Annotated in this window: 25 protein-coding genes and 1 pseudogene; 19 read left to right on the top strand and 7 right to left on the bottom strand. The window is 62.3% G+C overall.

Translation table 11 applies throughout. The annotated features are described in order from the left end of the window. The first annotated feature begins 95 nt into the window (after positions 1-95). Complete coding sequence (locus AC0IYH_RS04865; RefSeq protein WP_471833109.1) at positions 96-575, top strand: hypothetical protein; 480 nt, start codon at positions 96-98, stop codon at positions 573-575. A gap of 57 nt (positions 576-632) precedes the next feature. Here AC0IYH_RS04865 and AC0IYH_RS04860 read toward each other — a convergent pair whose 3' ends face one another. Continuing rightward, the gene (locus AC0IYH_RS04860; protein ID WP_099601318.1) at positions 633-1259 is read right to left on the bottom strand and encodes a helix-turn-helix domain-containing protein; all 627 of its coding nucleotides are present in this window, start codon (positions 1257-1259) and stop codon (positions 633-635) included. 5 nt (positions 1260-1264) lie between these two features. Next, complete coding sequence (locus AC0IYH_RS04855; RefSeq protein ID WP_163821231.1) at positions 1265-1423, bottom strand: hypothetical protein; 159 nt, start codon at positions 1421-1423, stop codon at positions 1265-1267. A gap of 239 nt (positions 1424-1662) precedes the next feature. Here AC0IYH_RS04855 and AC0IYH_RS04850 point away from each other — a divergent pair, with 239 nt between their 5' ends. From AC0IYH_RS04850 to AC0IYH_RS04840, 3 genes are all read left to right on the top strand, one after another. Further along, positions 1663-3780 carry a TonB-dependent receptor family protein gene (locus AC0IYH_RS04850; protein ID WP_471833108.1) on the top strand — a complete coding sequence of 706 codons (2118 nt, stop codon included), beginning with the start codon at positions 1663-1665 and terminating at the stop codon, positions 3778-3780. A 123-nt stretch (positions 3781-3903) separates the two neighbouring features. Further along, positions 3904-4446 carry a sigma-70 family RNA polymerase sigma factor gene (locus tag AC0IYH_RS04845; RefSeq protein WP_116629723.1) on the top strand — a complete coding sequence of 181 codons (543 nt, stop codon included), beginning with the start codon at positions 3904-3906 and terminating at the stop codon, positions 4444-4446. Beyond that, the gene (locus tag AC0IYH_RS04840) at positions 4443-5375 is read left to right on the top strand and encodes a FecR family protein (protein WP_471833107.1); all 933 of its coding nucleotides are present in this window, start codon (positions 4443-4445) and stop codon (positions 5373-5375) included. Before AC0IYH_RS04845 ends, AC0IYH_RS04840 begins: the two co-directional genes overlap by 4 nt. On the opposite strand, the gene AC0IYH_RS04835 is transcribed toward AC0IYH_RS04840, so the two are convergent. Next, complete coding sequence (locus AC0IYH_RS04835) at positions 5372-7189, bottom strand: sigma-54-dependent Fis family transcriptional regulator (RefSeq protein ID WP_471833106.1); 1818 nt, start codon at positions 7187-7189, stop codon at positions 5372-5374. The two genes, AC0IYH_RS04840 and AC0IYH_RS04835, sit on opposite strands and share 4 nt — an antisense overlap. A gap of 362 nt (positions 7190-7551) precedes the next feature. On the opposite strand from AC0IYH_RS04835, the gene AC0IYH_RS04830 reads away from it, so the two are divergent. The 6 genes from AC0IYH_RS04830 to AC0IYH_RS04805 are packed head-to-tail and all read left to right on the top strand — an operon-like array spanning position 7552 to position 13475. Next, positions 7552-8646: an ABC transporter ATP-binding protein gene (locus AC0IYH_RS04830; RefSeq protein WP_116629720.1), complete on the top strand. Its 1095-nt coding sequence runs from the start codon at positions 7552-7554 to the stop codon at positions 8644-8646. After that, a complete protein-coding gene (locus AC0IYH_RS04825) occupies positions 8646-9743 on the top strand; it encodes an ABC transporter ATP-binding protein (protein WP_116629719.1) in 1098 nt (365 codons plus the stop codon). The genes AC0IYH_RS04830 and AC0IYH_RS04825 overlap by 1 nt, the downstream gene beginning before the upstream one ends. Continuing rightward, the gene (locus AC0IYH_RS04820; protein ID WP_116629718.1) at positions 9740-10606 is read left to right on the top strand and encodes a carbohydrate ABC transporter permease; all 867 of its coding nucleotides are present in this window, start codon (positions 9740-9742) and stop codon (positions 10604-10606) included. Before AC0IYH_RS04825 ends, AC0IYH_RS04820 begins: the two co-directional genes overlap by 4 nt. A 10-nt stretch (positions 10607-10616) precedes the next feature. Next, complete coding sequence (locus AC0IYH_RS04815) at positions 10617-11417, top strand: carbohydrate ABC transporter permease (protein WP_003174634.1); 801 nt, start codon at positions 10617-10619, stop codon at positions 11415-11417. A 10-nt stretch (positions 11418-11427) separates the two neighbouring features. Continuing rightward, entirely contained in the window at positions 11428-11700 is a 273-nt protein-coding gene (locus tag AC0IYH_RS04810; protein WP_003232363.1) for a DUF2160 domain-containing protein, read from the top strand. Between the two features lie 32 nt (positions 11701-11732). Further along, positions 11733-13475, top strand: coding sequence for an ABC transporter substrate-binding protein (locus AC0IYH_RS04805; protein WP_122771772.1), 1743 nt, complete (start codon positions 11733-11735; stop codon positions 13473-13475). A gap of 66 nt (positions 13476-13541) precedes the next feature. Here the strand turns inward: AC0IYH_RS04805 and AC0IYH_RS04800 are convergent, their stop codons facing one another. Further along, on the bottom strand, positions 13542-14435 hold the full coding sequence (locus tag AC0IYH_RS04800) for an AraC family transcriptional regulator (RefSeq protein ID WP_471833234.1): 894 nt from the start codon (positions 14433-14435) through the stop codon (positions 13542-13544). 138 nt (positions 14436-14573) lie between these two features. Between AC0IYH_RS04800 and AC0IYH_RS04795 the strand changes: the two genes are divergently transcribed. From AC0IYH_RS04795 to AC0IYH_RS04785, 3 genes are read left to right on the top strand one after another with little or no spacing between them, the layout of a single operon-like run. After that, positions 14574-15317, top strand: coding sequence for an SDR family NAD(P)-dependent oxidoreductase (locus AC0IYH_RS04795; protein WP_471833105.1), 744 nt, complete (start codon positions 14574-14576; stop codon positions 15315-15317). Positions 15318-15333: 16 nt separating this feature from the next. Continuing rightward, the gene (locus AC0IYH_RS04790; protein WP_122771774.1) at positions 15334-15735 is read left to right on the top strand and encodes a VOC family protein; all 402 of its coding nucleotides are present in this window, start codon (positions 15334-15336) and stop codon (positions 15733-15735) included. After that, complete coding sequence (locus AC0IYH_RS04785; protein WP_471833104.1) at positions 15732-16700, top strand: saccharopine dehydrogenase family protein; 969 nt, start codon at positions 15732-15734, stop codon at positions 16698-16700. Before AC0IYH_RS04790 ends, AC0IYH_RS04785 begins: the two co-directional genes overlap by 4 nt. A gap of 24 nt (positions 16701-16724) precedes the next feature. On the opposite strand, the pseudogene AC0IYH_RS04780 reads toward AC0IYH_RS04785, so the two are convergent. After that, positions 16725-17075 (bottom strand): annotated as a pseudogene (locus tag AC0IYH_RS04780) (helix-turn-helix domain-containing protein); the annotation flags it as partial. On the opposite strand from AC0IYH_RS04780, the gene AC0IYH_RS04775 reads away from it, so the two are divergent. After that, positions 17010-17417 (top strand): SDR family NAD(P)-dependent oxidoreductase, encoded by a 408-nt coding sequence (locus AC0IYH_RS04775; RefSeq protein WP_471833103.1) that lies wholly within the window; start codon positions 17010-17012, stop codon positions 17415-17417. The pseudogene AC0IYH_RS04780 and the gene AC0IYH_RS04775 sit on opposite strands and share 66 nt — an antisense overlap. 7 nt (positions 17418-17424) lie before the next feature. On the opposite strand, the gene AC0IYH_RS04770 is transcribed toward AC0IYH_RS04775, so the two are convergent. Further along, positions 17425-17853 carry a hypothetical protein gene (locus tag AC0IYH_RS04770; protein WP_471833102.1) on the bottom strand — a complete coding sequence of 143 codons (429 nt, stop codon included), beginning with the start codon at positions 17851-17853 and terminating at the stop codon, positions 17425-17427. Between the two features lie 165 nt (positions 17854-18018). Between AC0IYH_RS04770 and AC0IYH_RS04765 the strand changes: the two genes are divergently transcribed. Next, on the top strand, positions 18019-19020 hold the full coding sequence (locus AC0IYH_RS04765) for an ABC transporter substrate-binding protein (protein WP_471833101.1): 1002 nt from the start codon (positions 18019-18021) through the stop codon (positions 19018-19020). Positions 19021-19105: 85 nt separating this feature from the next. On the opposite strand, the gene AC0IYH_RS04760 is transcribed toward AC0IYH_RS04765, so the two are convergent. Further along, on the bottom strand, positions 19106-20002 hold the full coding sequence (locus tag AC0IYH_RS04760) for a LysR substrate-binding domain-containing protein (RefSeq protein ID WP_471833100.1): 897 nt from the start codon (positions 20000-20002) through the stop codon (positions 19106-19108). 172 nt (positions 20003-20174) lie between these two features. On the opposite strand from AC0IYH_RS04760, the gene AC0IYH_RS04755 reads away from it, so the two are divergent. The 4 genes from AC0IYH_RS04755 to AC0IYH_RS04740 are packed head-to-tail and all read left to right on the top strand — an operon-like array spanning position 20175 to position 23683. After that, positions 20175-21122: a branched-chain amino acid ABC transporter permease gene (locus AC0IYH_RS04755; protein WP_471833232.1), complete on the top strand. Its 948-nt coding sequence runs from the start codon at positions 20175-20177 to the stop codon at positions 21120-21122. Beyond that, complete coding sequence (locus AC0IYH_RS04750) at positions 21119-22204, top strand: ABC transporter permease subunit (protein ID WP_471833099.1); 1086 nt, start codon at positions 21119-21121, stop codon at positions 22202-22204. The genes AC0IYH_RS04755 and AC0IYH_RS04750 overlap by 4 nt, the downstream gene beginning before the upstream one ends. Beyond that, the gene (locus tag AC0IYH_RS04745; protein ID WP_116629707.1) at positions 22201-22974 is read left to right on the top strand and encodes an ABC transporter ATP-binding protein; all 774 of its coding nucleotides are present in this window, start codon (positions 22201-22203) and stop codon (positions 22972-22974) included. The genes AC0IYH_RS04750 and AC0IYH_RS04745 overlap by 4 nt, the downstream gene beginning before the upstream one ends. Beyond that, on the top strand, positions 22967-23683 hold the full coding sequence (locus AC0IYH_RS04740) for an ABC transporter ATP-binding protein (protein WP_122771779.1): 717 nt from the start codon (positions 22967-22969) through the stop codon (positions 23681-23683). Before AC0IYH_RS04745 ends, AC0IYH_RS04740 begins: the two co-directional genes overlap by 8 nt. The last annotated feature ends 52 nt before the right edge of the window (positions 23684-23735 follow it).

Below are 23735 nucleotides of genomic sequence, written 5' to 3'. Positions count from 1 at the left end.
ACCTGCTGCTCTGCCCCCGTCTTGCGCCGCCGCTGGGCGTCTTTAGAATCGGCGCCAGAACTTAGCCATTTCCTGTCGATTACGGAGTTTCGAACATGATGAATGCAATGCAGATGCCGATGAACGCCTCCATGCCCATGATGCCGATGATGGGCATGCCGATGATGATGGCGACCATGCAATGCAGCATGGCCGGCGACGCCATGATGTGCACCATGAAGCCTGCAGCTGGCATGGACATGGCTCAGTTCAAGACTAACGCCGAAACGATGGCGATGATGATGAACTGCGGCATGCCGATGATGATGCAGTGCGCCAATATGTCGATGATGTGCATGTCGGCTGACGCCATGGCCATGATGACCAAGATGAACATGCCGATGCCGATGATGGCGTGCGTGATGGAATGCACAATGCAGGCTGACGGCATGGTGTGCAAAATGATGCCGATGCCAGGCATGAGCATGACCATGATGGGCAACTGCTGCACGCTCATGAACAAATTGATGAACGACTGTGCCATGCCCATGATGATGAGCTGCAATGGCATGCCGATGATGTGCTGCACCTGCTGACAGGTCCCGCGCAAATAAAAAACGCCCCGATGATTCGGGGCGTTTTTGTTTGCGCGGTTAATCCAGTCGCTCGGGGTAGGTGATCACCAGGAAGGCCACCGCCTCGCTGTCCGCCGGGTTGCGATAGCGGTGGGGCTGGTCGGCGTAGAACAGAATCGAATCTCCGGTGGAGAGCAGGTAGCGCTCCTCATTGACGCTGACTTCCAGCACGCCTTGGGCCACCACCAGGTTTTCCTGGATGCCGGGGCCGTGGCCTGCCGAGACTTCCTCGCCGAGTGCACGCAGGCGGATCTCGTAGAATTCCGATTGGCGCGCCGTGTCGTAGGGGAACAATGCACGGCTGATAAACGCACCGTCGGCACTCACCAGGCGTTTGCTCTGCTGCGCCGGCAGCACCTCCACGCCTTCAAACGCGCGATCCTCAAGGAACGCCGCCACTGACACCTTCAAGCCCTTGGCAATCTTGCACAGCACCTTGATCGACGGCACGCTGCGCCCGGATTCGATCTGCGCGAGCATCGCCCGGCTCACGCCGCAGGCGCGCGCCAGGCCGTCAAGGGACAGGTGCCGCTTGCTGCGCAGACGCTGCAGGTTGTGCGCGACGCATAAGCTGATCACGTCGTCGTCGGTCGTCGGTTTGGGCAGCGGCGCGGGTGGCTCGGGGAGTACGTGCAGGAAATTCATCGGCGTTAAGCCCGGCGAGTATCGCTGGACGGCGCGGCTTGGGCGGTAAACACCGCAAGCCCGGCACGCGCTGCGTACATCGCCCACATCAACTCGGCCGCTGCACGTGCCTGGCGGCGTTTGCGGTGGAGGGTGAAGTCGATGACGGTAGCGGATGTGTGCATGGCGGTGTTCTCGTGGGTGTTCAGTGGCTCCACAGTAATGCGTGCTGGTTATTTCGTTAAATACTGAGTTTGCATGTGGTCATGCGATTTTGGACTTAGCAAATGAATTCGGTCCGATGCTGTCGTGGGAAGGGTCTGGTCCGTTAATAAGGAGTGACCCGGCGGCCGTGCCTGTCTTCCCATCACTGTTCGCGTGCCAGGCCGGCCTGGCACGCCCCCGAATTCGAAGGACCCACCCCATGCTGCTGCGACACCCTCCATTCCTGTTTGCTGCCCTGACCTTAAGCCCGCTGGTACACGCCGAGGCGCTGGAGTTGGCCCCGGTCCAAGTCACCAGCAGCCAGGCCAGCGCTGGTGAAGTGGCCCAGGCGCAGCTCGAGAGCGTGCCCGGCGCCACCAATTACATCGACATGAGCAGCGTGCAACAGGGGCGGGTGAGCAGCAACGAAGACGTGTTCAAGTACCAGGCCGGGGTGTACGCCAAGGCGGCGAATAACGAAGGGGTGAAACTCTCGATTCGTGGCTCGGGCCTGAACCGCAGCCCGGGCTCCCATGGCTCGGGACTGTATGAAATGTTCGATGGCCTACCGCTCACCGGCCCCGGCGGCACACCCTACGAACTCAAGGACCCGTTGTGGCTGAGCCGTGTTGAAGTGCAGCGCGGCGCCAACGGTTTTGACCAGGGCGCGCTGGCTTTGGGCGGTTCGGTCAACTACGTGACCCACACCGGCTACGACGCGCCCAAGCTGCAACTGCGCTACGAGGCGGGCAGCCGCGGTTATGCCCAGCGCGAGATCAGTTCGGGCCAGGTGTTGGGGGCTGCCGACTACTACATCAGCCTCACCGACTCGGAGTCTGACGGTTACCAGCGCCAGAGCGCCGCGACCGGCAAAGGCGTCGCGGCCAATTTCGGCTACCGTTTCAACCCGGACCTGGAAACCCGCTTTTACTTCCGTTACCGCGAGACCACCAACGACACCCCCGGCAAACTCACCCGCGCGCAAATCAGCCACGACCCGCGCGCGGCCAACAGCCTCAATGCCGCGCGCGACTCCAAACGCCTGCAACCGGGTTCCACCTGGCTCGCCAACAAGACCACCTTGCAGCTGGACGACAGTTCGCGCCTGGAGGTTGGCCTGGCCTATCACGATTACCCGATGGACCTGCGCGAAGGCACTAACCGCCTCAAGGTGGCCTACACCGACATCAGCAGTACCTTGAATTACATCCGCCAGGACACACTGTTCGGCCACGACAGCAAAACCACGATTGGCCTGCGCACCACCCAGGCGATGCCCAACAATGGCGCCTCGGAATACGTGCGCACGCCAGCCGGCAACACCGCCACCTACGCGCCGGGCACCAAGACCCGTGACTACAGCTACCTGGGTTCGGACACCGTGCTGCATATCGGCAACGACCTGGAACTGCTGCCGGACTTGTGGCTGACCACCGGCCTGGCCGCGATCTACACCCGCCGCGAAACCCAGGTCACCTACCCCGAAGGCCAGGCGCCGCTCAGCCAGCACGATTGGGACTACGCGCCGCGCGTTGGCTTGCGTTATGAGTTCAACCCGCAGTTGCAGGTATACGGCAACCTGAGCCGCTCGGTCGAGCCCCCGCATGCGTGGTCGATGATCTGGGGTTCCAAAAAGTATTTCGGGCCTGGCAGCGGCGCGGCCACTGGCTTGCAGCGCGAAGGCGTGAGCCTGAAAAACCAGACCGCCACCACCCTGGAAATTGGCGGCCGCGGCGAGGCCTGGCTCGGCCAGTGGGACCTGGCCTTGTACCGTTCCGAAGTGCGCCACGAACTGCTCACCGTGGAAACCCAGGCGCAGACCTCGACCAGCAATGCCATCGTCGCCGAGTCCAACGCCAGCCCCACCGTGCACCAGGGCGTGGAACTGAGCCTGCTCAGCCCGCTGTGGGACGGCGGCCGCAACGGCGCGCTCGCCCTGCGCCAGGCCTACACCTTCAGCGACTTCCATTACCGCGACGACGACCGTTTCGGCGACAACACCTTGCCAGGCATCCCCAAGCACTACTACCAGGCGCAGTTGCGCTACAGCCACCCGACGGGCCTCTACACCAGCCTTAACACCGAGCATTCCTCGCGGGTGGCGGTGGATTACGCCAACTCCTACTACGCCGCGTCCTACACCACCCTTGGCGCCACCTTCGGCTACGACGCGCCCAAGCAGGATTGGCAGGCCTGGGTCGATTTGCGCAACCTCACCAACCGGCGCTACGCCAACACCGTCACCCCAGGCTACGACGATAAAGGCCTGGACGTGGCGCGCTCCACGCCGGCGGATGGGCGCGGCATCTACACCGGCGTGTCATGGAGCTGGCGCTGAGAGTACAAACACCACATTTGATCCTCGGCACTTTCAGAGGGCATGTACCCCCTTGCTCCTGCGTCGTTTTACTGGCATTGTTCGCGCAATTGGTAATATTTCCCATTTGAGATACTTTTGCGCATGCATGACATTCCGGCCGCGCTGGGCGATTCAGTGCGTCAGCAGACCCTTACGGCGATGTACAGCGAGCACCACGGCTGGTTGCACAACTGGCTGCGCAAAAAACTCGGGTGTTCCCAGCATGCCGCCGACCTGGCCCACGACGCGTTTATCCGCGTGTTGATGCTGGCCGAACCGCAACAAATCAAGGAGCCCCGGGCATTTCTGGCGACCACGGCGGGGCGCTTGTTGATCGATGGCGCTCGCCGTCGCCGGATTGAAAAAGCCTATATGGAAGCCCTGGTGATCCAGTGCGAAGACGCCGGCATGCCCGACCCGGCCGCGATCCATGTGGCCCTGCAAGCCCTGGAGCGCATCGCCGAAATGCTCGCCGGCCTGCCGGCCAAGGCGCGCGAAGCCTTCCTGCTCAGCCGCCTCGACGGGCTCACCTACAGCGAAATCGCCACGCGCCTGGGCGTGTCTCCCAGCAGCGTCAAAAACTATATTTCCAGCGCATTGGTGCATTGCTACCACAGCCTGCACGCGGCAGACCCGCTGGCATGAACTCCGAACAGATCATCCAGCAAGCTGCGAATTGGCTGACACGCCTGCACGACGAAGACGTCAGCGACGCCGAGCGCCGCGCCTTCGACACCTGGTGCCAGGCCGACCCGCGCCACGCCGTGGCCATCGAGCGCATGCGTTCGCTGTGGGGCAGCCTCGATACCTTGCCCGCACAACCGGCCCGCATCGCCCTCAACCGCGCCTTTGCCCCGCAACGCTCGCGCACTGCGCCGGTGGTGGGCTTGCTCGGTGTGTTGCTGTGCGGTTGGCTGGGCCTTGAGCACCTGCCCATATGGATGGCCGACCAACGCACCGGCGTCGGCGAACGCCGCCAAGTCGCCCTCGAAGACGGCAGCCAGTTGCAGCTCAACAGCAACTCGGCGGTGGACGTGAAATTCGACGGCCACCAGCGTGTGATCGAGTTGCTGCAGGGCGAGCTGTGGGTGGAGGTGGCCAAGGATGCGCAACGGCCGTTCGTGGTGCGCACCGACCAGGGCACCGCAACCGCGTTGGGCACGCGCTATATGGTCAAGCGTGCGGCCGACGGCACCACCGTGGTGACGGTGATCGAGTCCAGCGTGGCCGTCAAAGGCGACGCGGAGGCGGGGGTCAAGGTCGCGGCCGGCCAGCGTTCCATTCTCGATCACGGCCACGCCACCCCGGCGCAGGCCACGGGCAATTTGGACCCGGACGCGTGGACGCGCGGCCTGCTCAAGGTCGACGACCAACCCCTGAGCGAGGTGCTGCAAACCCTGGCCAGCTACCGCCACGGCCTGGTGCGTTTCGACCCCCAGGCCCTGCAGAACCTGCGAGTGTCTGGTGTGTTCAAGCTCGATGACACGGCGGCGGCGCTCGCGGCCCTGGCGGATAACCTGCCGATCCAGGTGGAGTACTTCACCGACCTGCTGGTGGTGGTCAAGCCGCGCTAGGGTTCGTTCTGGCGCAGGCGTTTGTACAGGGTATTGCGGCTCACCCCCAGCTCCCGCGCCAGGTGGGAAATATTCCCGCCCGCCGCTTTCAGGCGCTGGTTCAAGTCAATGCTGTCATCCAGGAAGTCACTGGCGGGCAGCGGCGGCGCCACATTCAAGTCCACAAAAAAATCATCCGGCAGATGCTCCGGGCGGATCGGCTGCTCCTCGGCCATCGCCAGCGCCACCTGCAACACGCTGCTGACCTGACGCAAATTGCCCGGCCACGGGTGCTGCTCGAACAGCGCCAGCACCTCGGCGCTGAGCCCGGCCCATTGGGTCGGCTCGCGGTGCTGCTGCCAGAGTTGCTGGAACAGCGCCTGCTTGTCGGTGCGCTCGCGCAGCGGCGGCAGCTCGAGGGTCAGGCCGCCGATGCGGTAATACAGATCCTCGCGAAAACGCCCGGACTGCACCAGCTCGCGCAGCGCACGGTTGGTGGCCGAGATGATGCGCAAGTCCACCGCGAACAACTCGCTGCTGCCCACTGGCTGCACACAACGCTCCTGCAATACGCGTAACAGACGCGCCTGGGTCGGCAGCGGCATATCGCCGATTTCATCGAGAAACAGCGTGCCTTTGTCGGCCTTGCGGATCAGGCCGATGCTGCCTTTTTGATTGGCCCCGGTGAACGCACCTTTTTCGTAGCCGAACAGTTCCGATTCCACCAGCTCCGCAGGAATCGCCGCACAGTTGACCGCGATAAACGCCTGCTGGCTGCGCGAACTGGCCTGGTGCAGGGCTTTGACGAACACCTCCTTGCCCACCCCGGTTTCGCCATGGATCAGCAGCGGAATGTCCTTCTCCAGCAGGCGCTCGGCCTGGCGCACGGCTTTTTCCACGCGTACATCGCCAAAGTGCAAGGTCTTCAGGCCAATCGCCATCGGCTTCGGCGCGACTGGTTCGCTGAACACCCGCGCCTGCACCGGCATCTGCTTCGGCCGTTTGAGCAGGCACTGGAACCGGTTGCGACCCGCCGCTTGCAGGGAGAAGGGCAGCCCCTCCGGCTGGTTGAGCAACTCCAACAGCGAGACCTTGAACAGACTGTCGATCATCACCCGCGACAAACTGATGCCCAGCAGGTTGTCGGCGCGACGGTTGGCCGAGAGCACTTGGCCGCTGTCGTCAAAAATCAGCAGGCCGGCCCACTGGCTGTCGAGGTTGCTCAGGCCGGTGTTGAAGGTCAGCTGGAAGTGTTCACCGCGAAACAGGTTGAGGATCAGCCGGTTTTCCACGGTCTGGCTCATCATCTTGACCATGCCCAGGGTGTGGGAGGGCGGCAGGTAGCTGTCGCTGGACACATCCAGCACCGCAATGATCTCGCGCTGGGCATCGAAGATCGGCGCCGCCGAGCCGGTCATGAAACGGTTGGCCTTGAGGAAATGTTCGTCGTGTTCGATATGCACCGCCTGGGCGCAGGCCAGCGCGGTGCCGATGGCATTGGTGCCGCTGGCGCGCTCCATCCAGCTGGCGCCGGCACTGAACCCCCGGGCCAGCTTGGGCTCGATAAAACGCTGGGTGCCCCAACTGGTCAGCACCTGGCCCTGGTTGTCGGCCAGCATGATCAGGCAGTTGGAATTGCTCAGGATGTTTTCGTAGTAGGGCAGCACTTCCTGATGGGTGGTCTGCACCAGCGAATGCTGGCTTTCCAACAACTGGCTGATGCCCTCGGCCGGCAGTTGGTCGAAGCTGGGCGTGCTCTGGTGGTCCAGGCCAAAGGCGCGGCAACGGCGCCAGGATTCCTGGATAAGGGTGTCGTGAGCCAGTGGTTCGGCCATGGGGTGACCTGCGTTTTTATTGTTATTGGGTATTGCTTATTTAGCTGCTGGAAATCATTCCAATGTGGGAGGGGGCTTGCCCCCGATAGCGGTGGGTCAGATACAAATTTATTACCTGAACCACTGCCATCGGGGGCAAGCCCCCTCCCACATTTGATCTCCATTGACCATAAAGTGTTGTTCAGCACTGTTCATTGTCAACCCCCTGAGTGTTCAGTTGTTCAGCCTGGCTTGTTCATTTGTGTTCACTCCTGAACATCGCATGTAGTCCATTTCCTTGTGGATCAAGCACCTGCCGCTTTTGGCACGAAACTCGCTCTGTCGACTGGCCAGATTCATTCCAATAATAAAAAGGTCGTGTCATGTCATTGACCCTGGAAAATGTCTCCCGCGTCGTCGAAGGCCAAACCTGGATCGACGATGCCACCCTGCGATTCGAAGCCGGTTCCTTCAACGTGCTGCTCGGCCGCACCCTCTCCGGCAAGACCAGTCTGATGCGCCTGATGGCCGGCCTGGACAAGCCCGACAGCGGGCGCATCCTGATGAACGGCGTGGATGTCACCCACAAACCGGTGCGGCTGCGCAACGTGTCGATGGTGTATCAGCAGTTCATCAACTACCCGACCATGACCGTGTTCGAAAACATCGCCTCGCCGTTGCGCCAGGCCGGTGTGTCCAACGAGGTGATCCAGAGCAAGGTGCTGGAAACCGCGAGGATGCTGCGCATCGAGAAGTTCCTGCAGCGCCACCCGCTGGAGCTGTCCGGTGGCCAGCAGCAACGCACGGCCATGGCCCGCGCGCTGGTCAAGGATGCGGAGTTGATCCTGTTCGACGAGCCTTTGGTGAACCTGGACTACAAACTGCGCGAAGAACTGCGTCAGGAAATGCGCGAGCTGTTCAAGGCGCGCCATACCATCGCCATCTACGCCACCACTGAGCCCAACGAGGCGTTGGCCCTGGGCGGCACCACCACCATCCTCCACGAAGGCCGGGTGATCCAGAGCGGCAAGGCCGCCGAGGTCTATCACCAGCCGCAGACGGTGCTGGCTGCCGAGCTGTTTTCCGAACCGCCGATCAACCTGATGCCGGGGCGAATCAGCGGCAATGAAGTGAGTTTTGCCAACTTCGTGCACTTCCCGCTGAACGTCGACCTGCGCCCGATCGGCGAAGGCGAGTTCCGTTTCGGCGTGCGCCCCAGCCATATCAGCCTGGTGCCCAGCAACGACGACGACCTGGAACTGGCGGTGACCGTGGAAGTTGCCGAAATCAGCGGCTCGGAAACCTTCCTGCATGTGCGCAGCGAACATTTCCTGTTGGTGCTGCATTTGCCGGGGGTACACGAATACGACGTCGACGCGCCGATCCGCGTGTATATCCCCACCCATAAACTGTTTGTGTTCGATGGCCAGGGCCGTTTGGTCCAGGCCCCCGGGCGCCGTGTCGCGAGGGTTGCCTGATGGCCGAGATCCATTTGCAGAACCTGGCGCACAGCTACAGCCCTACGCCGAGTGGTCCTGAGGACTACGCGATTCGGGAAATGAACCACGTGTGGGAGCAGGGCGGTGCCTACGCCTTGCTCGGGCCGTCGGGCTGCGGCAAGTCGACCTTGCTCAACATCATCTCCGGCCTGCTCAGCCCGTCCGAGGGCCAGGTGCTGTTCGACAGCAAGGTGGTCAACGACCTCACCCCGGAAAAACGCAACATCGCCCAGGTGTTCCAGTTCCCGGTGGTGTACGACACCATGACGGTGTTCGACAACCTGGCTTTCCCCCTGCGAAACCAGGGCATGGCCGAGGCGAAAATTCACAGCAAGGTGCAGGAAATTGCCGAGGTGCTTGACCTGCAAAACCTGCTGAGCAAAAAGGCGCGCAACCTCACCGCCGATGAAAAACAGAAAGTCTCCATGGGCCGTGGCCTGGTGCGCGATGACGTGTCGGCGATCCTCTTCGACGAGCCGCTGACGGTGATCGACCCGCACCTGAAGTGGAAGCTGCGGCGCAAGCTCAAGCAGATCCATGAGCAATTCAATATCACCATGGTCTACGTCACCCACGACCAACTGGAAGCCTCCACCTTCGCCGACAAGATCGCGGTGATGTACGGCGGGCAGATCGTGCAGTTCGGCACACCGCGCGACCTGTTCGAGCGGCCGAGCCATACCTTTGTCGGCTATTTCATCGGCAGCCCCGGGATGAATTTGATCGAGGTGCAGGCCGAGGCCGGTGGCGTGCGGTTTGCCGACACCCATCTGCCGTTGTCGGAGGCGTTGCAGCAGCGCATTGCCAACACCGAGTACAAGAAATTGCAGGTGGGCATCCGCCCGGAATTTATCCACGTGTGGGACGAGTACAACCCTGACGCGCTGCAAGCCGATGTCACGCATCTGGAAGACCTTGGCACCTACAAGATCATGACCCTGAACCTGGACGGCGCCACTCTTAAAGTGCGCCTGGCCGAAGACAAGCCGGTGCCCGAGGGCAAGGCCTGCATCAGCTTCCCCGCACAATGGCTGATGGTCTACGCCGACGACTACCTGCTGGAGGTGCAGCCATGAACAAGGTGCAGAACAACAAGGCCTGGTGGCTGGTGTTGCCGGTGTTCCTGCTGGTGGCGTTCAGTGCGGTGATCCCGATGATGACCGTCGTTAACTACTCGGTGCAGGACATTTTCGACCAGTCCAGCCGCTACTTTGTCGGCGCTGACTGGTACAAGCAGGTGCTGCTCGACCCACGCCTGCACGACTCGTTGCTGCGCCAGTTCATCTACTCGGCGTGTGTGCTGCTGATCGAAATCCCGCTGGGTATCGCCATCGCCCTGACCATGCCGACCAAAGGCCGCTGGTCGTCGCTGGTGCTGATCGTGCTGGCGATTCCGCTGCTGATTCCGTGGAACGTGGTGGGCACCATCTGGCAGATCTTTGGCCGCGCCGACATCGGTTTGCTCGGTTACAGCCTCAACGCGCTGGGCATCAGCTACAACTACGCGGCCAATACCGCAGACGCCTGGGTCACCGTGTTGATCATGGATGTATGGCACTGGACCTCCCTGGTAGCGCTGCTGTGCTATTCGGGCCTACGGGCGATTCCGGATGTGTACTACCAGGCTGCGCGGATTGATCGCGCATCGGCCTGGGCGGTGTTCCGACATATCCAGTTGCCCAAGATGAAGAGCGTGCTGCTGATCGCGGTGATGCTGCGCTTCATGGACAGCTTCATGATTTACACCGAGCCCTTCGTACTGACCGGCGGCGGGCCGGGTAACGCCACCACCTTCCTCAGTCAGACCCTTACCCAGATGGCCGTAGGCCAATTCGACCTGGGCCCGGCAGCGGCGTTCTCGCTGGTGTACTTCCTGATCATCCTGTTGGTGTCCTGGCTGTTCTACACCGCCATGACCCACTCCGACGCCAACCGCTGAGGCCGCCAACATGAGCAAGCGCAAGGTTATTCCGCTGCTGATCTACATTCTGTTCCTGCTGGTGCCGATCTACTGGCTGCTGAACATGTCCTTCAAGAGCAACACCGAAATCCTCGGCGGGCTGACGCTGTTTCCGCAGGATTTCACCCTGGCCAACTACAAGGTGATCTTCACCGACCCGAGCTGGTACACCGGTTACCTCAACTCGCTGTACTACGTGAGCCTGAACACGGTGATCTCCCTGAGCGTGGCGTTGCCGGCGGCCTACGCGTTTTCGCGCTACCGTTTCCTCGGTGACAAGCACCTGTTCTTCTGGCTGCTGACCAACCGCATGGCGCCGCCGGCGGTGTTCTTGCTGCCGTTTTTCCAGCTGTATTCGTCCATCGGCCTGTTCGACACGCACATCGCCGTGGCTCTGGCCCATTGCCTGTTCAACGTGCCGTTGGCGGTATGGATCCTGGAAGGCTTCATGTCCGGCGTGCCCAAGGAGATCGACGAAACCGCCTACATCGACGGCTACTCGTTCCCCAAGTTCTTCGTGAAGATTTTTATCCCGCTGATCGGCTCCGGCATCGGTGTCACGGCGTTTTTCTGCTTTATGTTTTCCTGGGTCGAGCTGTTGCTGGCGCGCACCCTGACCTCGGTGAACGCCAAGCCGATTGCGGCGGTGATGACGCGCACGGTGTCGGCGTCGGGTATTGACTGGGGCGTGCTGGCGGCGGCGGGGGTGTTGACTATCCTTCCCGGCATGCTGGTGATCTGGTTTGTTCGTAACCACGTGGCCAAGGGCTTTGCCCTGGGCCGGGTCTGAGGAGTCGATGATGGAATGGATGGCCTGGACCACCCCAACCGCGCTGTTCTTTGGCGGCATCGCGCTGATTCTGGCGGGCATGACCACCTGGGAACTGCGTTCGCCGAGCATCCCGCGGCGTGGGTTTCTTCCGATCAGCACCACCCGTGGTGATCGTTTGTTTATCGGTCTTCTCGGCAGCGCCTACCTGCATTTGCTGGTGATCGGCGTTACCGACTGGAGCATCTGGGTGGCGTCCGCGCTGTCCCTGGTATGGCTGTTGAGTGTGATGCGTTGGGGCTAGTGCCCTTGTGAATAAACAACCAGGAGGTCTCTATGTTGAATAAGAACAATAAGCTGCGACATAGCATTTCATTGGCTGCCGTACTGGCCCTCAGCGGTTTGAGCGCTTCGGCCTGGGCCGATGCGTATGAAGATGCCGCGAAAAAATGGATCGGCAGCGAATTCAAACCGTCCACGCTCACCGCCGAGCAGCAGCTTGAGGAACTCAAGTGGTTTATCAAGGCGTCGGAACCGTTCCGTGGGATGAAGATCAACGTGGTGTCGGAAACCCTCACCACCCACGAATACGAGTCCAAGGTGCTGGCCAAGGCCTTCAGTGAAATCACCGGGATCAAGCTGACCCACGACCTGTTGCAGGAAGGCGACGTGGTGGAAAAGCTGCAAACCCAGATGCAGTCCGACAAGAACATCTATGACGGCTGGGTCAACGATTCCGACTTGATCGGTACGCACTTTCGCTATGGCAAGACCGAATCGATCACCGACCTGATGGCCAACGAAGGCAAGAACTTCACCTCGCCAACCCTGGATATCAAGGACTTTATCGGTATCTCCTTCACCACCGCGCCGGACGGCAAGATCTACCAGTTGCCCGACCAGCAGTTCGCCAACCTCTACTGGTTCCGCGCCGACTGGTTCGAGCGCCCGGAGCTGAAAGCCAAGTTCAAGGAGAAATACGGCTATGAACTCGGCGTGCCGGTGAACTGGTCGGCCTATGAGGACATCGCCAAATTTTTCAGCGAGGACGTCAAGGAAATCGACGGCAAGCGCATCTACGGGCACATGGACTACGGCAAAAAAGACCCGTCCCTGGGCTGGCGCTTCACCGATGCCTGGTTCTCCATGGCCGGTGGCGGCGACAAGGGCCTGCCCAACGGCTTGCCGGTGGACGAGTGGGGCATTCGCGTGGAGGACTGCCACCCGGTGGGTTCCAGCGTTACCCGTGGCGGCGACACCAACGGCCCGGCCGCTGTATTTGCCACGCAGAAATACGTCGATTGGATGAAAGCCTACGCGCCACCGGAAGCGGCGGGCATGACCTTCTCCGAATCCGGCCCGGTGCCGTCCCAAGGCAACATCGCCCAGCAGATCTTCTGGTACACCGCGTTTACCGCCGACATGGTCAAACCGGGCCTGCCGGTAGTAAATGCCGACGGCACCCCGAAATGGCGCATGGCGCCGTCGCCTGTAGGGCCTTACTGGGAAAAGGGCATGAAGAAGGGCTATCAGGACGTAGGCTCCTGGACCTTCCTCAAGTCCACGCCGGAGAAACAGAAACTCGCGGCCTGGCTGTACGCGCAGTTCGTGACCTCGAAAACCGTGTCGCTGAAGAAAACCATCGTCGGCCTGACGCCAATTCGTGAGTCGGACATCAACTCACAGGCCATGACCGACATGGCACCCAAACTCGGTGGCCTGGTGGAGTTCTACCGCAGCCCGGCGCGCACCGAATGGTCGCCGACCGGCACCAACGTGCCGGACTACCCACGCCTGGCGCAACTGTGGTGGAGCAACATCGCCGCTGCCGCCAGCGGCGAGAAAACCCCGCAACAGGCGCTGGACAACCTGGCCAAGGAGCAGGACGCAATCATGACGCGCCTGGAACGCTCCAAGGTGCAACCGGTCTGCGGTCCGAAAATGAACCCCGAGCGGGACGCGCAATACTGGTTCGACCAGCCGGGCGCGCCTAAGCCGAAACTGGCGAACGAGAAGCCGAAGGGTGAAACCGTGAACTACAACGACCTGCTCAAGCAGTGGGAGGCGGCGCGTAAGTAATCGCAATCGGTAGAAACTGTGGGAGGGGGGAAGCCCCTCCCACATCGCTGTGGCTATATCCGGAATTTATCCGGCGAGTCCTTTGCTCTGCGCGAGAATCCGCGCGGTATCGCGGGCCGGCGGCAACCCGAACACCCGCGCATAATCGCGGCTGAACTGGGTCGCGCTTTCATACCCTACCTCAAACGCCGCACTGGTCACGCTGCTCGCGCTGGCCACCATCAACGTGCGCGCCTGTAGCAAACGCACGCGCTTCTGATACTGCAACGGGCTCAGGTTGGTCACCGCCTTGAAGTGCCGGTGAAACGCCGAAACACTCATCGCCGCCTTCTGGGCCAATGCTTCCACGCGGATCGGCTGGGCAAAGTCGCGGCGAATCCACTGGATGGCCTGGCTCACGCGCGCCATGGCAGTGTCCGGTGCGGCAATCTCGCGCAACATCCAGCCGTGCGGGCCTTGCAGCACGTGGTAGAGGATTTCCCGTTCATAGGCCGGCGCCAGCGCGGCAATCGCCACCGGGTCGCCGATCAGGCGCAGCATGCGCACCCAGGCATCCATCAAGGCCGGCGTTACCGCCGCCACTGAAAACCCGGCTTCCTGCTCGCACCGTCCATTGGGCGCGGGCAAGTCATTGAGCAGGGTGGTCAGCACCGTCGGGTCCAGGGTCAGGCTGACCGCCAGGTACGGCTCGCCCGTGCTCGCCGGGTTCACCACGCCCACGGCGGGCAACTCGATGGACATCACAAAATACGTCGCCGGATCGTAGTGCAATGTGCGGTCGCCCACGGTGAGCGATTTGCTGCCCTGCAGGATCAGGTTGATCATCGGGTCGTACACGGCCGCGAGCAGATGCTCGGGAATCTTCCCCTGGACCATCGCCACGCGCGGGATCCCGGTCTCGGTGCGGCGGTTTTCGGCCTTGGCGGCCAAGGCGCGCAGTTCGATCAATTGAGTATTCATGGCGGCCATGCTGTGCCTTCCTGCGAACCCAGCGCAAGCAAAAAGCAGAAACAGGCAGGATTGCAGTAGGAACGGCTGCGTGGCCGGGTAGGGCGATGGCTACTGTAGCCACTCAACTTTTCAGCAGTGGAGCAGGCCATGAGCGTTATCGTGATCACCGGAGGCAGCCGCGGCATCGGCGCCAGTACCGCCGAGTTGTGTGCTCGCCAGGGGCATGGCGTGATTCTGACCTACAACCGCAACCCCGACGCCGCACAGGCGGTGGTCCAGCAGATCGAAGCCGCTGGCGGCAAGGCCGTCGCACTGCAACTGGATGTGGCTGCGGTCAGCAGCTTTACCGCGTTTCGCGACACTGTGGTGCAAACCCTGCGCTCCACCTGGGGCGTAGAGACCTTGAGCGGCCTGGTCAACAACGCTGGCTACGGGTTGTTCAACCCGCTGGAAGCGGTGACCGAAGCGCAATTCGACGGCCTGTTCAACGTGCACCTCAAGGGCCCGTTTTTCCTCACCCAAACCCTGTTGCCACTGTTGGAAGCGCACGCCAGCATCGTCAACCTCACCAGCGCCACCACCCGTGTGGCGACGGCAGGCGTGGCGCCCTATGCGGCCTTCAAGGGCGGGCTCGACGTGCTCACCCGCTACATGGCCAAGGAGTTCGGCGAACGGCGTATTCGCGCCAACGCGGTGTCCCCCGGTGCGATCCGTACCGAACTGGGCGGCGGCCTGAACGATGAGTTCGAAGCCTTGCTGGCCGGGCAAACCGCCCTCGGTCGTGTAGGCGAACCGCACGACGTGGCGCGGGTAATTGCCATGCTGCTGTCGGAAGAGGGCAGCTGGATCAATGCGCAAACGATCGAAGTCGCTGGCGGCTATATCATCTGAATCGCGAGGCCACTCCATGCTCGATCACCTGTTTCTCTCGGTCAGCGACATTGCGCGCTCCGTCCGCTTCTACGACGCCACGCTGACGCCATTGGGCATCACCGCACGGCTCGATTACGCCGGCAAGGACGGCCCACCCGGCCACCCGGACCTGAAAGGCTTTGGCGCCCACGGGCGCATGTTCTTCTGGTTGCGCGAAGGCGTGGTGCAAGGGCAGGCGGTGCATGTGGGCTTTGTCGCCAACAGTCGTTTGGAGGTCGAAAAGGCCTACGCCGCCGCGCTGGAAAACGGCGCCACCGACAACGGCGCACCCGGCGCACGCCTGCATTACGACCCCAACTACTACGCGGCCAACGTCCTTGACCCGGACGGCTACAGCCTCGAATTCGTCTACAAGAACTGGCAGCACACCCCATGAAAAAATTGATGATCTACGGCGCCACCGGCTACACCGGGCGCATGGCGGCGGTACACGCAAAAACACTCGGCCTGGACCTGGTGATCGCTGGCCGCAATGCCACGCGCCTGGCGGCTCTCGCCACGGAACTGAACGCGGCATACCGCGTATTCACCGCGGACGCCCAAGCGGCCAGCCACCTGGCGGATATCGACGTGCTGCTCAACTTTGCCGGGCCGTTCGCCCATACCGCCGAGCCGTTGATGCGCGCCTGCATCGCCAGCGGCACCGATTATTTGGACATCACCGCCGAAATCAATGTGTACCGCCTGGCCGAGCAACTCGGCGCCGAGGCAGGGGTGATGCTGCTGCCCGGCGTCGGCTGGGACGTGGTGCCCACCGACTGCCTGGTGATGCACGTCGCCCGCCGCGTGCAGCAGCCACGCTCGGTGAAAATCGCCTTGCAGGTGCCGGGCGCGATGTCCCGCGGCTCGGCCATGAGTGTCGGCGAAATCATCGGCGCCGGCGTGATCGCGCGCATCGACGGCGAGCTGGTCGCCACGCCGGACGCGCAACCGCAACACCTGGACTTCGGCGACGGCGCGGTGCTGTGTGCGCCGTTGTCCTTCGGCGACCTGGTCACCGCGTGGCATTCCAGCGGCATCCCGGATATCGCCATGTTCGTGCACATCAGCGGCGAAGCCTTCCCCGAAGGCGACCTTTCATTACTGCCCGACGGCCCCAGCCAGGCCCAGCGTGACGCCCATCCCGCCCGCGCCGTGGCTGAAGTTACCGGCGCAGACGGCACGCTCGCGCGCTCAGTGATCGAAACCGTAAATGGCTATAGCTTCACCCCGATTGCCGCCGTGGAAGCCGCGCGTCGTGTGCTCGGCGGCGAACGCCGGCCCGGCTTTGAAACCCCGGCCAAGCTGTTCGGCGTGGGGTTTGCCCAGACGATTGGCGGCACGCGGATCATTGATTTTTAACCCTTGGGAGCAACGGCCCGGTCGTCAGGCCGGAACCTTGAACCGTGCCATGTCCTTCACCGGCGGCAGGCCGAACAGCCGCGCGTATTCTCGGCTGAACTGCGAAGCACTTTCATAGCCCACGCTGAAGGCCACCGAGGCCGCGTCCAGGGTGTCGAACAGCAGCAACCAGCGCGCCCGCAACAGGCGCAGGCGCTTCTGGTACTGGATGGGCGTCATCGCGGTGATGGCTTTGAAATGCCGGTAGAACGCCGCCACGCTCATGTCGCTCATGGCCGCCAGCGGTTCCACGCGAAACGGTTCGGTGTAGTGCTGGCGAATCCACTCGGTGGCACGGCGGATCTGCGTCAGGCGCCCGTCGGGTCGGGCCATGTCCACCTCAGTTCGATCCTGAGTACCGACCCCTACCTGGCGTCCAGTATCTACTCGGCCACCAAGGGCGCGGTGGACACCTTGACCTTCGCCTTGGCCCGTGAACTGGGCGGGCGGGGGATTCGGGTCAACTCGATCTTGCCGGGCCACACCAACACGCCGGCGACCGATGGCAACTTTGCCGGCGAATTCGGCCAGTCACTGATCGCCGGCACGCCGCTGGGGCGCTTTGGCGAGCCCGAGGATATCGCGCCGCTGGCGGTCTTCCTGGCGTCCGAAGACGCCCATTGGGTCACCGGGGAATCGATTCGGGCTTCCGGTGGTGTGCGGGGTGTGGGCTACTGAAGGCTGATCACGCCGCCTGCGGCTGCAGCAGCAACTCACCGTCCACATCCTTGACCAAGCCACTGGCCCGAAACAGCGGTGCCAGGCGTTTGTGCAGTTGCGGCTCGATAAACTCCTTCAGCGTTTCCAGTGCCAGCACACCGCTGAGCGGCAACTCGGCCTTGGTGTAGGACAACCACGCCTTCTTCAATACCATCAACACATCGCTGCCCGCCGTGGTGGCGAAGCGGCGGTGGGTGGGTTTGCCGTCGAAGTTGAACGTGTGCTGGAACTCATAGCCGGTTTCGTCGCCGCCGCTGGCAGTGCAGCGGATGCAGGTGCACGGGCCGTCGCCGAAGGCGCTGCGCAGGTAGGTGTTGAAGTCCACCACGGGTTTGAGTGACAGGCGCTTATCCACCTCGAACAGGTCCCCGGTCATTTTGTCGTCAGTGTTCAACGTCCATTTCCTCGCAGTGTGTGGCAGTTTTTCAAAGCGCGGCACGATACCAGCCGCGCGCCGGTTTGGGGATTATTTGCATAACAATAGATCCCGATATTCTTTTGCTGTCTTAAAAACCGCCGCTACGCTCCATCACCTTCCCGAAAACGCGGCAGATCCCCCATGACTTTCAAGCGTTCCTCACTCATTCTGCTGGCCGCCGCCAGTGCCTTGCTCAGCCTGGGCGCCCAGGCCGAAGGCAAGATCAGCATCGCCCAACAATTCGGCATCGGCTACCTGATTCTCGATGTGGTGCGCGACCAGCACCTGATCGAAAAGCATGGCAAGGAACAGGGCCTGGATATCCAGGTGGAATGGAACAGCATTTCCGGCGCCACCGCCATGAACGAATCGTTGCTGGCCGGCGCCCTGGATGTGGTCTCGGCCGGTGTGCCGCCGATGCTGACCCTGTGGGACCGTACCAAGGGCAAGCAGAACGTCAAGGCCATCGCCTCCCTCGGCTCGATGCCCAACTACCTGCTGACCAACAACCCCAAGGTCAAGACCTTGCAGGACTTCACCGAGAAAGACCGCATCGCCGTGCCGGCGGCGGGTGTGGGCTTCCAGTCGCGTACCTTGCAGATCGAAACCGCCAAGCAGTTCGGCGATGCCAACTACAAGAAGTTTGATGATATCTCCATCAGCCTGGCCCACCCCGACGCCACGGCGGCGCTGATTGCCGGCGGTTCGGAGATCAACTCGCACTTTTCCAGCCCGCCATTCCAGTACCAGGAGCTGTTGAATCCTAACGTGCACAAGGTGCTCAGTTCCTATGACATCCTCGGCGGGCAGGCGACCTTCAACGTGCTGTACACCACGCAGAAATTCCACGACGAAAACCCCAAGACCTACAAGGCGTTCTATGACGCGCTGGCTGAGGCCGAGAAGATCATCAAGGCCGACAAGCCCGCGGCGGCCAAGGCATATATCCGCGTAGAACAGTCGAAGTTGCCGTTGGACCTGGTGGAAAAAATCGTCCAGGACCCGGAAATCGACTTCACCATCGTGCCGCAGCGTACCTTTATCTACGCCGAGAAATTGCAGGAACTGGGCGTGCTGAAAAACAAGGCGGCGAGCTGGAAGGACTACTTCTTTGAAGAGGCCCACGCGGGCAACGGCAGCTAACCTGTAAACCAAAATCAAATGTGGGAGGGGGCAAGCCCCGTCCCACATTTTGATCTCCATAATCATTGAGATTTACTGTGGACTTTCACCCCTCGATCAAACTGCGCTTGATCCAGTCATACAAGTCATTTCCCTCGCTCGACAATTCACTGTTGGCCCGCCGGCACAGGTAGTACTGGCGGCCATCATTGACCTGCAGATCAAACAGCTTCACCAACTCGCCACTGGCCACATGCGGCGCTACCAGCGGCTCGCGCAGCAAGGCGCAGCCGAGGCCGGTGAGGGTGGCGGTGAGTGCCAGTTGGCCATCTTCCAGCAGCAAACCATTCAGCGCCGTGGCGTCGACTTCGGCGGCCTCGAACCATTGGCCCCAGGTGCCGCGTTCCTCGTCGTGCAGCAGCGGCAGTTCGCTTAGCGCCTGGGGCGTGTCGATGGGCCCGTGTTGCGCCAGGAACGCGCGGCTGCAGTAGGGCGTTACCGCGCCGCAAATCAGCGGCTCGCTGTGATAACCCGGCCAGTGCCCGGTGCCGAAGCGGATCGACAGGTCGGCCGCATCGCTGGGGTAGCTGCGGTGGTTGGCGTAGGTCACGTTGATGTCCAGCGCCGGGTGGTCCTTCAGGAAACTCGCCAGGCGCGGGATAAACAGGTTGATGCCAAACAGCGGGATCAGGCTGATGGTGACCTGGCGCGTGGCGCTTTTCTCGCGCACATGTTCGGTGGCGCTGCGCAGCACGGCAAAGGCCGAGCGGATCGCGCGGTAGTACTCGCGGCCCTCGTCGGTGAGCACCAGGTTGCGGCCCTGGCGCAAGGTCAGCGGCTGCTGCAGAAAGTCTTCCAGCAAATGCAGTTGATGGCTGATGGCCGAGGCCGACACGTCCAGTTCACGCGCGGCGGCATTCACCCCGCCATGGCGTGCAAAGGCTTCGAAGGTGCGCACTGCACGCAGTGGCGGGTCATTGGCTAACTGTTCTGATTTATTCATGTATTGAATTAAATACCAAGTTTTAATCCAGATAAAGAGCCATAAGTGCCGAATTTACGGCATAAATAACCTGTTATCGCTTTGGTATATCCATATGACTTTCTGATATTTGATAAAAACAGAATAGATGCTTAGTGTGCCGCCCCTGTACGCACTGAGGTTTATGCTCCTGATGGATGGCTTTATCCAACAACTGCTCAACGGCTTGATGACGGGCAGTCTCTACGCGCTGGTGGCCCTGGGTTACACCATGGTCTACGGCATTTTGCGCATCATCAACTTTGCCCATGGCGATGTGTTGATGATCGGCGCGCTGGTGGGCCTGTCGGTGATTCGCCTGGTGCAAGCGACATGGCCGGCACTCCCGCCGGTGCTGGCGTTGCTGATTGCCACGTTGGTGGCCATGGCGTTTTGTGCGCTGCTGGCAGTGGTGATCGAACGCGTGGCTTATCGCCGCCTGCGCCATGCGCCGCGCCTGGCGCCATTGATCAGCGGGATCGGCGTGTCGCTGCTGCTGCAAACCCTGGCCATGCTGGTGTGGACCCGCAACCCGCAAATGTTCCCGCAGCTGTTGCCCCTGGAGCCGATTGAAGTGCTGGCCGGTGCCTCGGCGCACCCGGCGATCACCAACGCCACGGCGTTGACCACCATCGCCATCGCCCTGGCCGTGATGGTCGCGCTGCTGGTGCTGGTGGAGCGCACGCGCTTCGGCCGGGCCATGCGTGCCGTGGCGGAGAACCCGCAAGTCGCCAGCCTGATGGGCATCAACCCCAACCGCATTATCGTCACCACCTTTGCCATCGGCGGCGCCCTGGCGGCACTCGCCGGGGTGATGATGGCCAGCAACTACGGCAGCGCGCACTTCTACATGGGCTTTCTGCCGGGCATCAAAGCCTTCACCGCCGCCGTGTTGGGCGGTATCGGCAACCTCAAGGGTGCGATGCTCGGCGGCCTGCTGCTCGGGTTGATCGAAGCCCTGGGCACCGGCTACCTGGGCGCTGCCACCAACGGCGTGTTCGGCAGCAATTACCAGGATGTGTTCGCCTTTATCGTGTTGATCGCGGTGCTGGTGTTTCGGCCCTCGGGGCTGCTGGGCGAACGTTTGGCGAGCCGCGCATGATCAAGTCTCTTACCCCGAATAAGCGCGCGACGCTTGGCCTGCTGCTGTTCGCCGTAGCGCTGGTGCTGGCGCCGTGGATCGTCGGGTATGCCGGCGGCAACACCTGGGTGCGTACCCTGGATTTTGCCCTGCTGTACATCATGCTCGCCCTCGGCCTGAATATTGTGGTCGGCTACGCCGGGCTGCTGGACATGGGCTTTATCGCGTTCTACGCCGTGGGCGCCTACCTGGCCGCGTTGCTGTCGTCGCCCCATCTGCTGCAACAGTTTCCGGCCCTGGCGGCGTTGCTGCCGGCGGGCATGCACACCTCGATCTGGCTGATTTTGCCGCTCGGCGCACTGCTGGCGGCCGGCTGCGGTGTGGTGCTGGGCGCGCCAACCCTGCGTCTGCGCGGCGACTACCTGGCCATCGTCACCCTGGGATTTGGCGAGATCATCCGCATCCTGCTGCGCAACCTCGACCGCCCGGTGAATATCACCAATGGCCCCAAGGGCATTTCCCAGGTCGATCCGGTCAGCCTGCTCGGCGTGAACCTGGGCCGCACCCAGGAGCTGTTCGGCCTGCGCCTGCCGTCGGTGTACCTCTATTACTACCTGTTCGCCGCGCTGGTGGTGTTGATCCTGTTCGCCTGCATTCGCCTGCAGCGTTCGCGCATCGGCCGCGCCTGGGTGGCGATCCGCGAAGACGAAGACGCGGCCCAGGCCATGGGCGTGAATACCGTGCGCCTCAAGCTGCTGGCGTTTGCGATTGGCGCCGCGTTCGGCGGCGTGAGCGGCGCGCTGTTCGCCTCGTTCCAGGGTTTTGTTTCGCCGGAGTCTTTCACCCTCAATGAATCCATCGCGGTACTGGCGATGGTGGTGCTGGGCGGCATGGGTCATATCCCCGGCGTGATTCTCGGCTGTGTGCTGCTGGCGGCGTTGCCCGAAGCGCTGCGCGCGAGCATGGGCCCGTTGCAGCAGGCGCTGTTCGGCCAGGTGCTGGTGGACCCGGAAATCATTCGTCAGTTGTTCTACGGCCTGGCGCTGATCCTGGCGATGCTCTATCGACCCGCCGGGCTGTGGCCCAAAGGAGTGGCACGATGAACGCACCTTTGTTGCAGATCGATTCGGTCAACAAACACTTCGGTGGCGTGGCGGCGCTGACCGACGTCAGCCTGAGCATCCAGCCCGGCGAAATCTACGGGCTGATCGGGCCCAACGGCGCGGGCAAGACCACCTTCTTTAATCTGATGACCGGCCTCTACACCCCGGATTCCGGGCGCTTTCAGCTCGATGGCCGTGAGTACCAGCCGACCAGCGTGCACCAGGTGGCCGCCGCCGGTATTGCGCGCACCTTCCAGAATATCCGCCTGTTCAATGCCATGAGCGCGTTGGAAAACGTCATGGTCGGGCGCCACGTGCGCACGCGCAACGGCCTGTGGGCTGCCTTGAGCCGGCATCGCCGCGCCCGTGATGAAGAGGCACAAACCCGCGCGCATGCCCATCGTTTGTTGGCGTATGTGGGTCTCGCCGGTTTCGCCGACTACCGCGCCGACAGTCTGAGCTACGGCCACCAGCGTCGCCTGGAAATCGCCCGCGCCCTGGCTACCGAACCGCGCTTGCTGGCGCTGGATGAGCCGGCGGCCGGCATGAACGCCAGCGAGAAAGTGCAACTGCGCAGCCTGCTGGAAAAGATCCGCGACGACGGCCACACCCTGCTGCTGATCGAGCACGACGTAAAGCTGGTGATGGGGGTGTGCGACCGCATCAGCGTGCTCGATTACGGCCAAGTCATCGCCGTGGGGCCGCCGGCCGAGGTGCGCCAGCATCCGGCGGTGATCCAGGCCTACCTGGGAGCCAGTGCGCATGTCTGAACCGCTATTGAAAGTCGACGGTTTGCAGGTGCGCTACGGCGCCATCGAAGCGGTCAGATCCCTCGACCTGCATATCGAGGAAGGCGAGCGCGTCACGCTGATCGGCGCCAACGGTGCCGGCAAGACCTCGAGCCTCAAGGCCTTGACCGGCCTGCTGCCGGCGGCCGCTGGCGAGATCCGTTTTGCCGGCCGCTCGGTGCGCGGCCAGGCGCCGGACCAACTGCTGCGCCAGGGCATCGCCATGGTGCCGGAAGGCCGCGGGATTTTTGCGCGCATGAGCGTGCTGGAAAACCTCCAGGCCGGCGCATTTTTGCGCCGTGATAACGCCCAGGTGCAACGCGAAATGCGCCAGCTGTTCGAGCACTTCCCGCGCCTGGAAGAACGCCTGCAGCAGTCCGCCGGCCTGCTTTCCGGCGGCGAGCAACAAATGCTCGCCCTGGCCCGCGCGCTGCTGTCACGCCCGCGCTTGCTGATCCTCGATGAGCCGTCCATGGGCCTGGCGCCGATCATGGTGGAGAAGATTTTCCAGGTGATCGACGACGTGTGCCGCCAGGGCATGACCCTGTTGCTGGTGGAACAGAACGCGCGGCTGGCGCTGCAAGTGACCGACCGCGCTTACGTGATGGACACCGGGCGCATCAGCCTCACGGGTCCCTCCGCAGATTTGCTTGAACACCCAGAGGTGCGCAGTGCGTACCTCGGCGAATAAATACATGACGCTACCGGACGCCCGGCGTGTTCCGACCCGCCTGAAAATTAGC

The organism is Pseudomonas sp. AC463, from assembly GCF_979253585.1.
Note: the sequence above shows the minus strand (reverse complement) of the source record. Positions and strands in the feature narration are given on the sequence as shown.

Coding starts and splice junctions, on each gene's coding strand:
- AC0IYH_RS04850 (WP_471833108.1), top strand. CDS start 1,663: ATGCTGCTGCGACACCCTCCATTCCTGTTTGCTGCCCTGACCTTAAGC.
- AC0IYH_RS04745 (WP_116629707.1), top strand. CDS start 22,201: ATGAACGCACCTTTGTTGCAGATCGATTCGGTCAACAAACACTTCGGT.
- AC0IYH_RS04835 (WP_471833106.1), bottom strand. CDS start 7,189: ATGGCCGAACCACTGGCTCACGACACCCTTATCCAGGAATCCTGGCGC.
- AC0IYH_RS04790 (WP_122771774.1), top strand. CDS start 15,334: ATGCTCGATCACCTGTTTCTCTCGGTCAGCGACATTGCGCGCTCCGTC.
- AC0IYH_RS04740 (WP_122771779.1), top strand. CDS start 22,967: ATGTCTGAACCGCTATTGAAAGTCGACGGTTTGCAGGTGCGCTACGGC.
- AC0IYH_RS04800 (WP_471833234.1), bottom strand. CDS start 14,435: ATGAATACTCAATTGATCGAACTGCGCGCCTTGGCCGCCAAGGCCGAA.
- AC0IYH_RS04845 (WP_116629723.1), top strand. CDS start 3,904: ATGCATGACATTCCGGCCGCGCTGGGCGATTCAGTGCGTCAGCAGACC.
- AC0IYH_RS04750 (WP_471833099.1), top strand. CDS start 21,119: ATGATCAAGTCTCTTACCCCGAATAAGCGCGCGACGCTTGGCCTGCTG.
- AC0IYH_RS04865 (WP_471833109.1), top strand. CDS start 96: ATGATGAATGCAATGCAGATGCCGATGAACGCCTCCATGCCCATGATG.
- AC0IYH_RS04755 (WP_471833232.1), top strand. CDS start 20,175: ATGGATGGCTTTATCCAACAACTGCTCAACGGCTTGATGACGGGCAGT.
- AC0IYH_RS04840 (WP_471833107.1), top strand. CDS start 4,443: ATGAACTCCGAACAGATCATCCAGCAAGCTGCGAATTGGCTGACACGC.
- AC0IYH_RS04855 (WP_163821231.1), bottom strand. CDS start 1,423: ATGCACACATCCGCTACCGTCATCGACTTCACCCTCCACCGCAAACGC.
- AC0IYH_RS04805 (WP_122771772.1), top strand. CDS start 11,733: ATGTTGAATAAGAACAATAAGCTGCGACATAGCATTTCATTGGCTGCC.
- AC0IYH_RS04860 (WP_099601318.1), bottom strand. CDS start 1,259: ATGAATTTCCTGCACGTACTCCCCGAGCCACCCGCGCCGCTGCCCAAA.
- AC0IYH_RS04760 (WP_471833100.1), bottom strand. CDS start 20,002: ATGAATAAATCAGAACAGTTAGCCAATGACCCGCCACTGCGTGCAGTG.
- AC0IYH_RS04830 (WP_116629720.1), top strand. CDS start 7,552: ATGTCATTGACCCTGGAAAATGTCTCCCGCGTCGTCGAAGGCCAAACC.
- AC0IYH_RS04795 (WP_471833105.1), top strand. CDS start 14,574: ATGAGCGTTATCGTGATCACCGGAGGCAGCCGCGGCATCGGCGCCAGT.
- AC0IYH_RS04820 (WP_116629718.1), top strand. CDS start 9,740: ATGAACAAGGTGCAGAACAACAAGGCCTGGTGGCTGGTGTTGCCGGTG.
- AC0IYH_RS04810 (WP_003232363.1), top strand. CDS start 11,428: ATGGAATGGATGGCCTGGACCACCCCAACCGCGCTGTTCTTTGGCGGC.
- AC0IYH_RS04825 (WP_116629719.1), top strand. CDS start 8,646: ATGGCCGAGATCCATTTGCAGAACCTGGCGCACAGCTACAGCCCTACG.
- AC0IYH_RS04765 (WP_471833101.1), top strand. CDS start 18,019: ATGACTTTCAAGCGTTCCTCACTCATTCTGCTGGCCGCCGCCAGTGCC.
- AC0IYH_RS04785 (WP_471833104.1), top strand. CDS start 15,732: ATGAAAAAATTGATGATCTACGGCGCCACCGGCTACACCGGGCGCATG.
- AC0IYH_RS04815 (WP_003174634.1), top strand. CDS start 10,617: ATGAGCAAGCGCAAGGTTATTCCGCTGCTGATCTACATTCTGTTCCTG.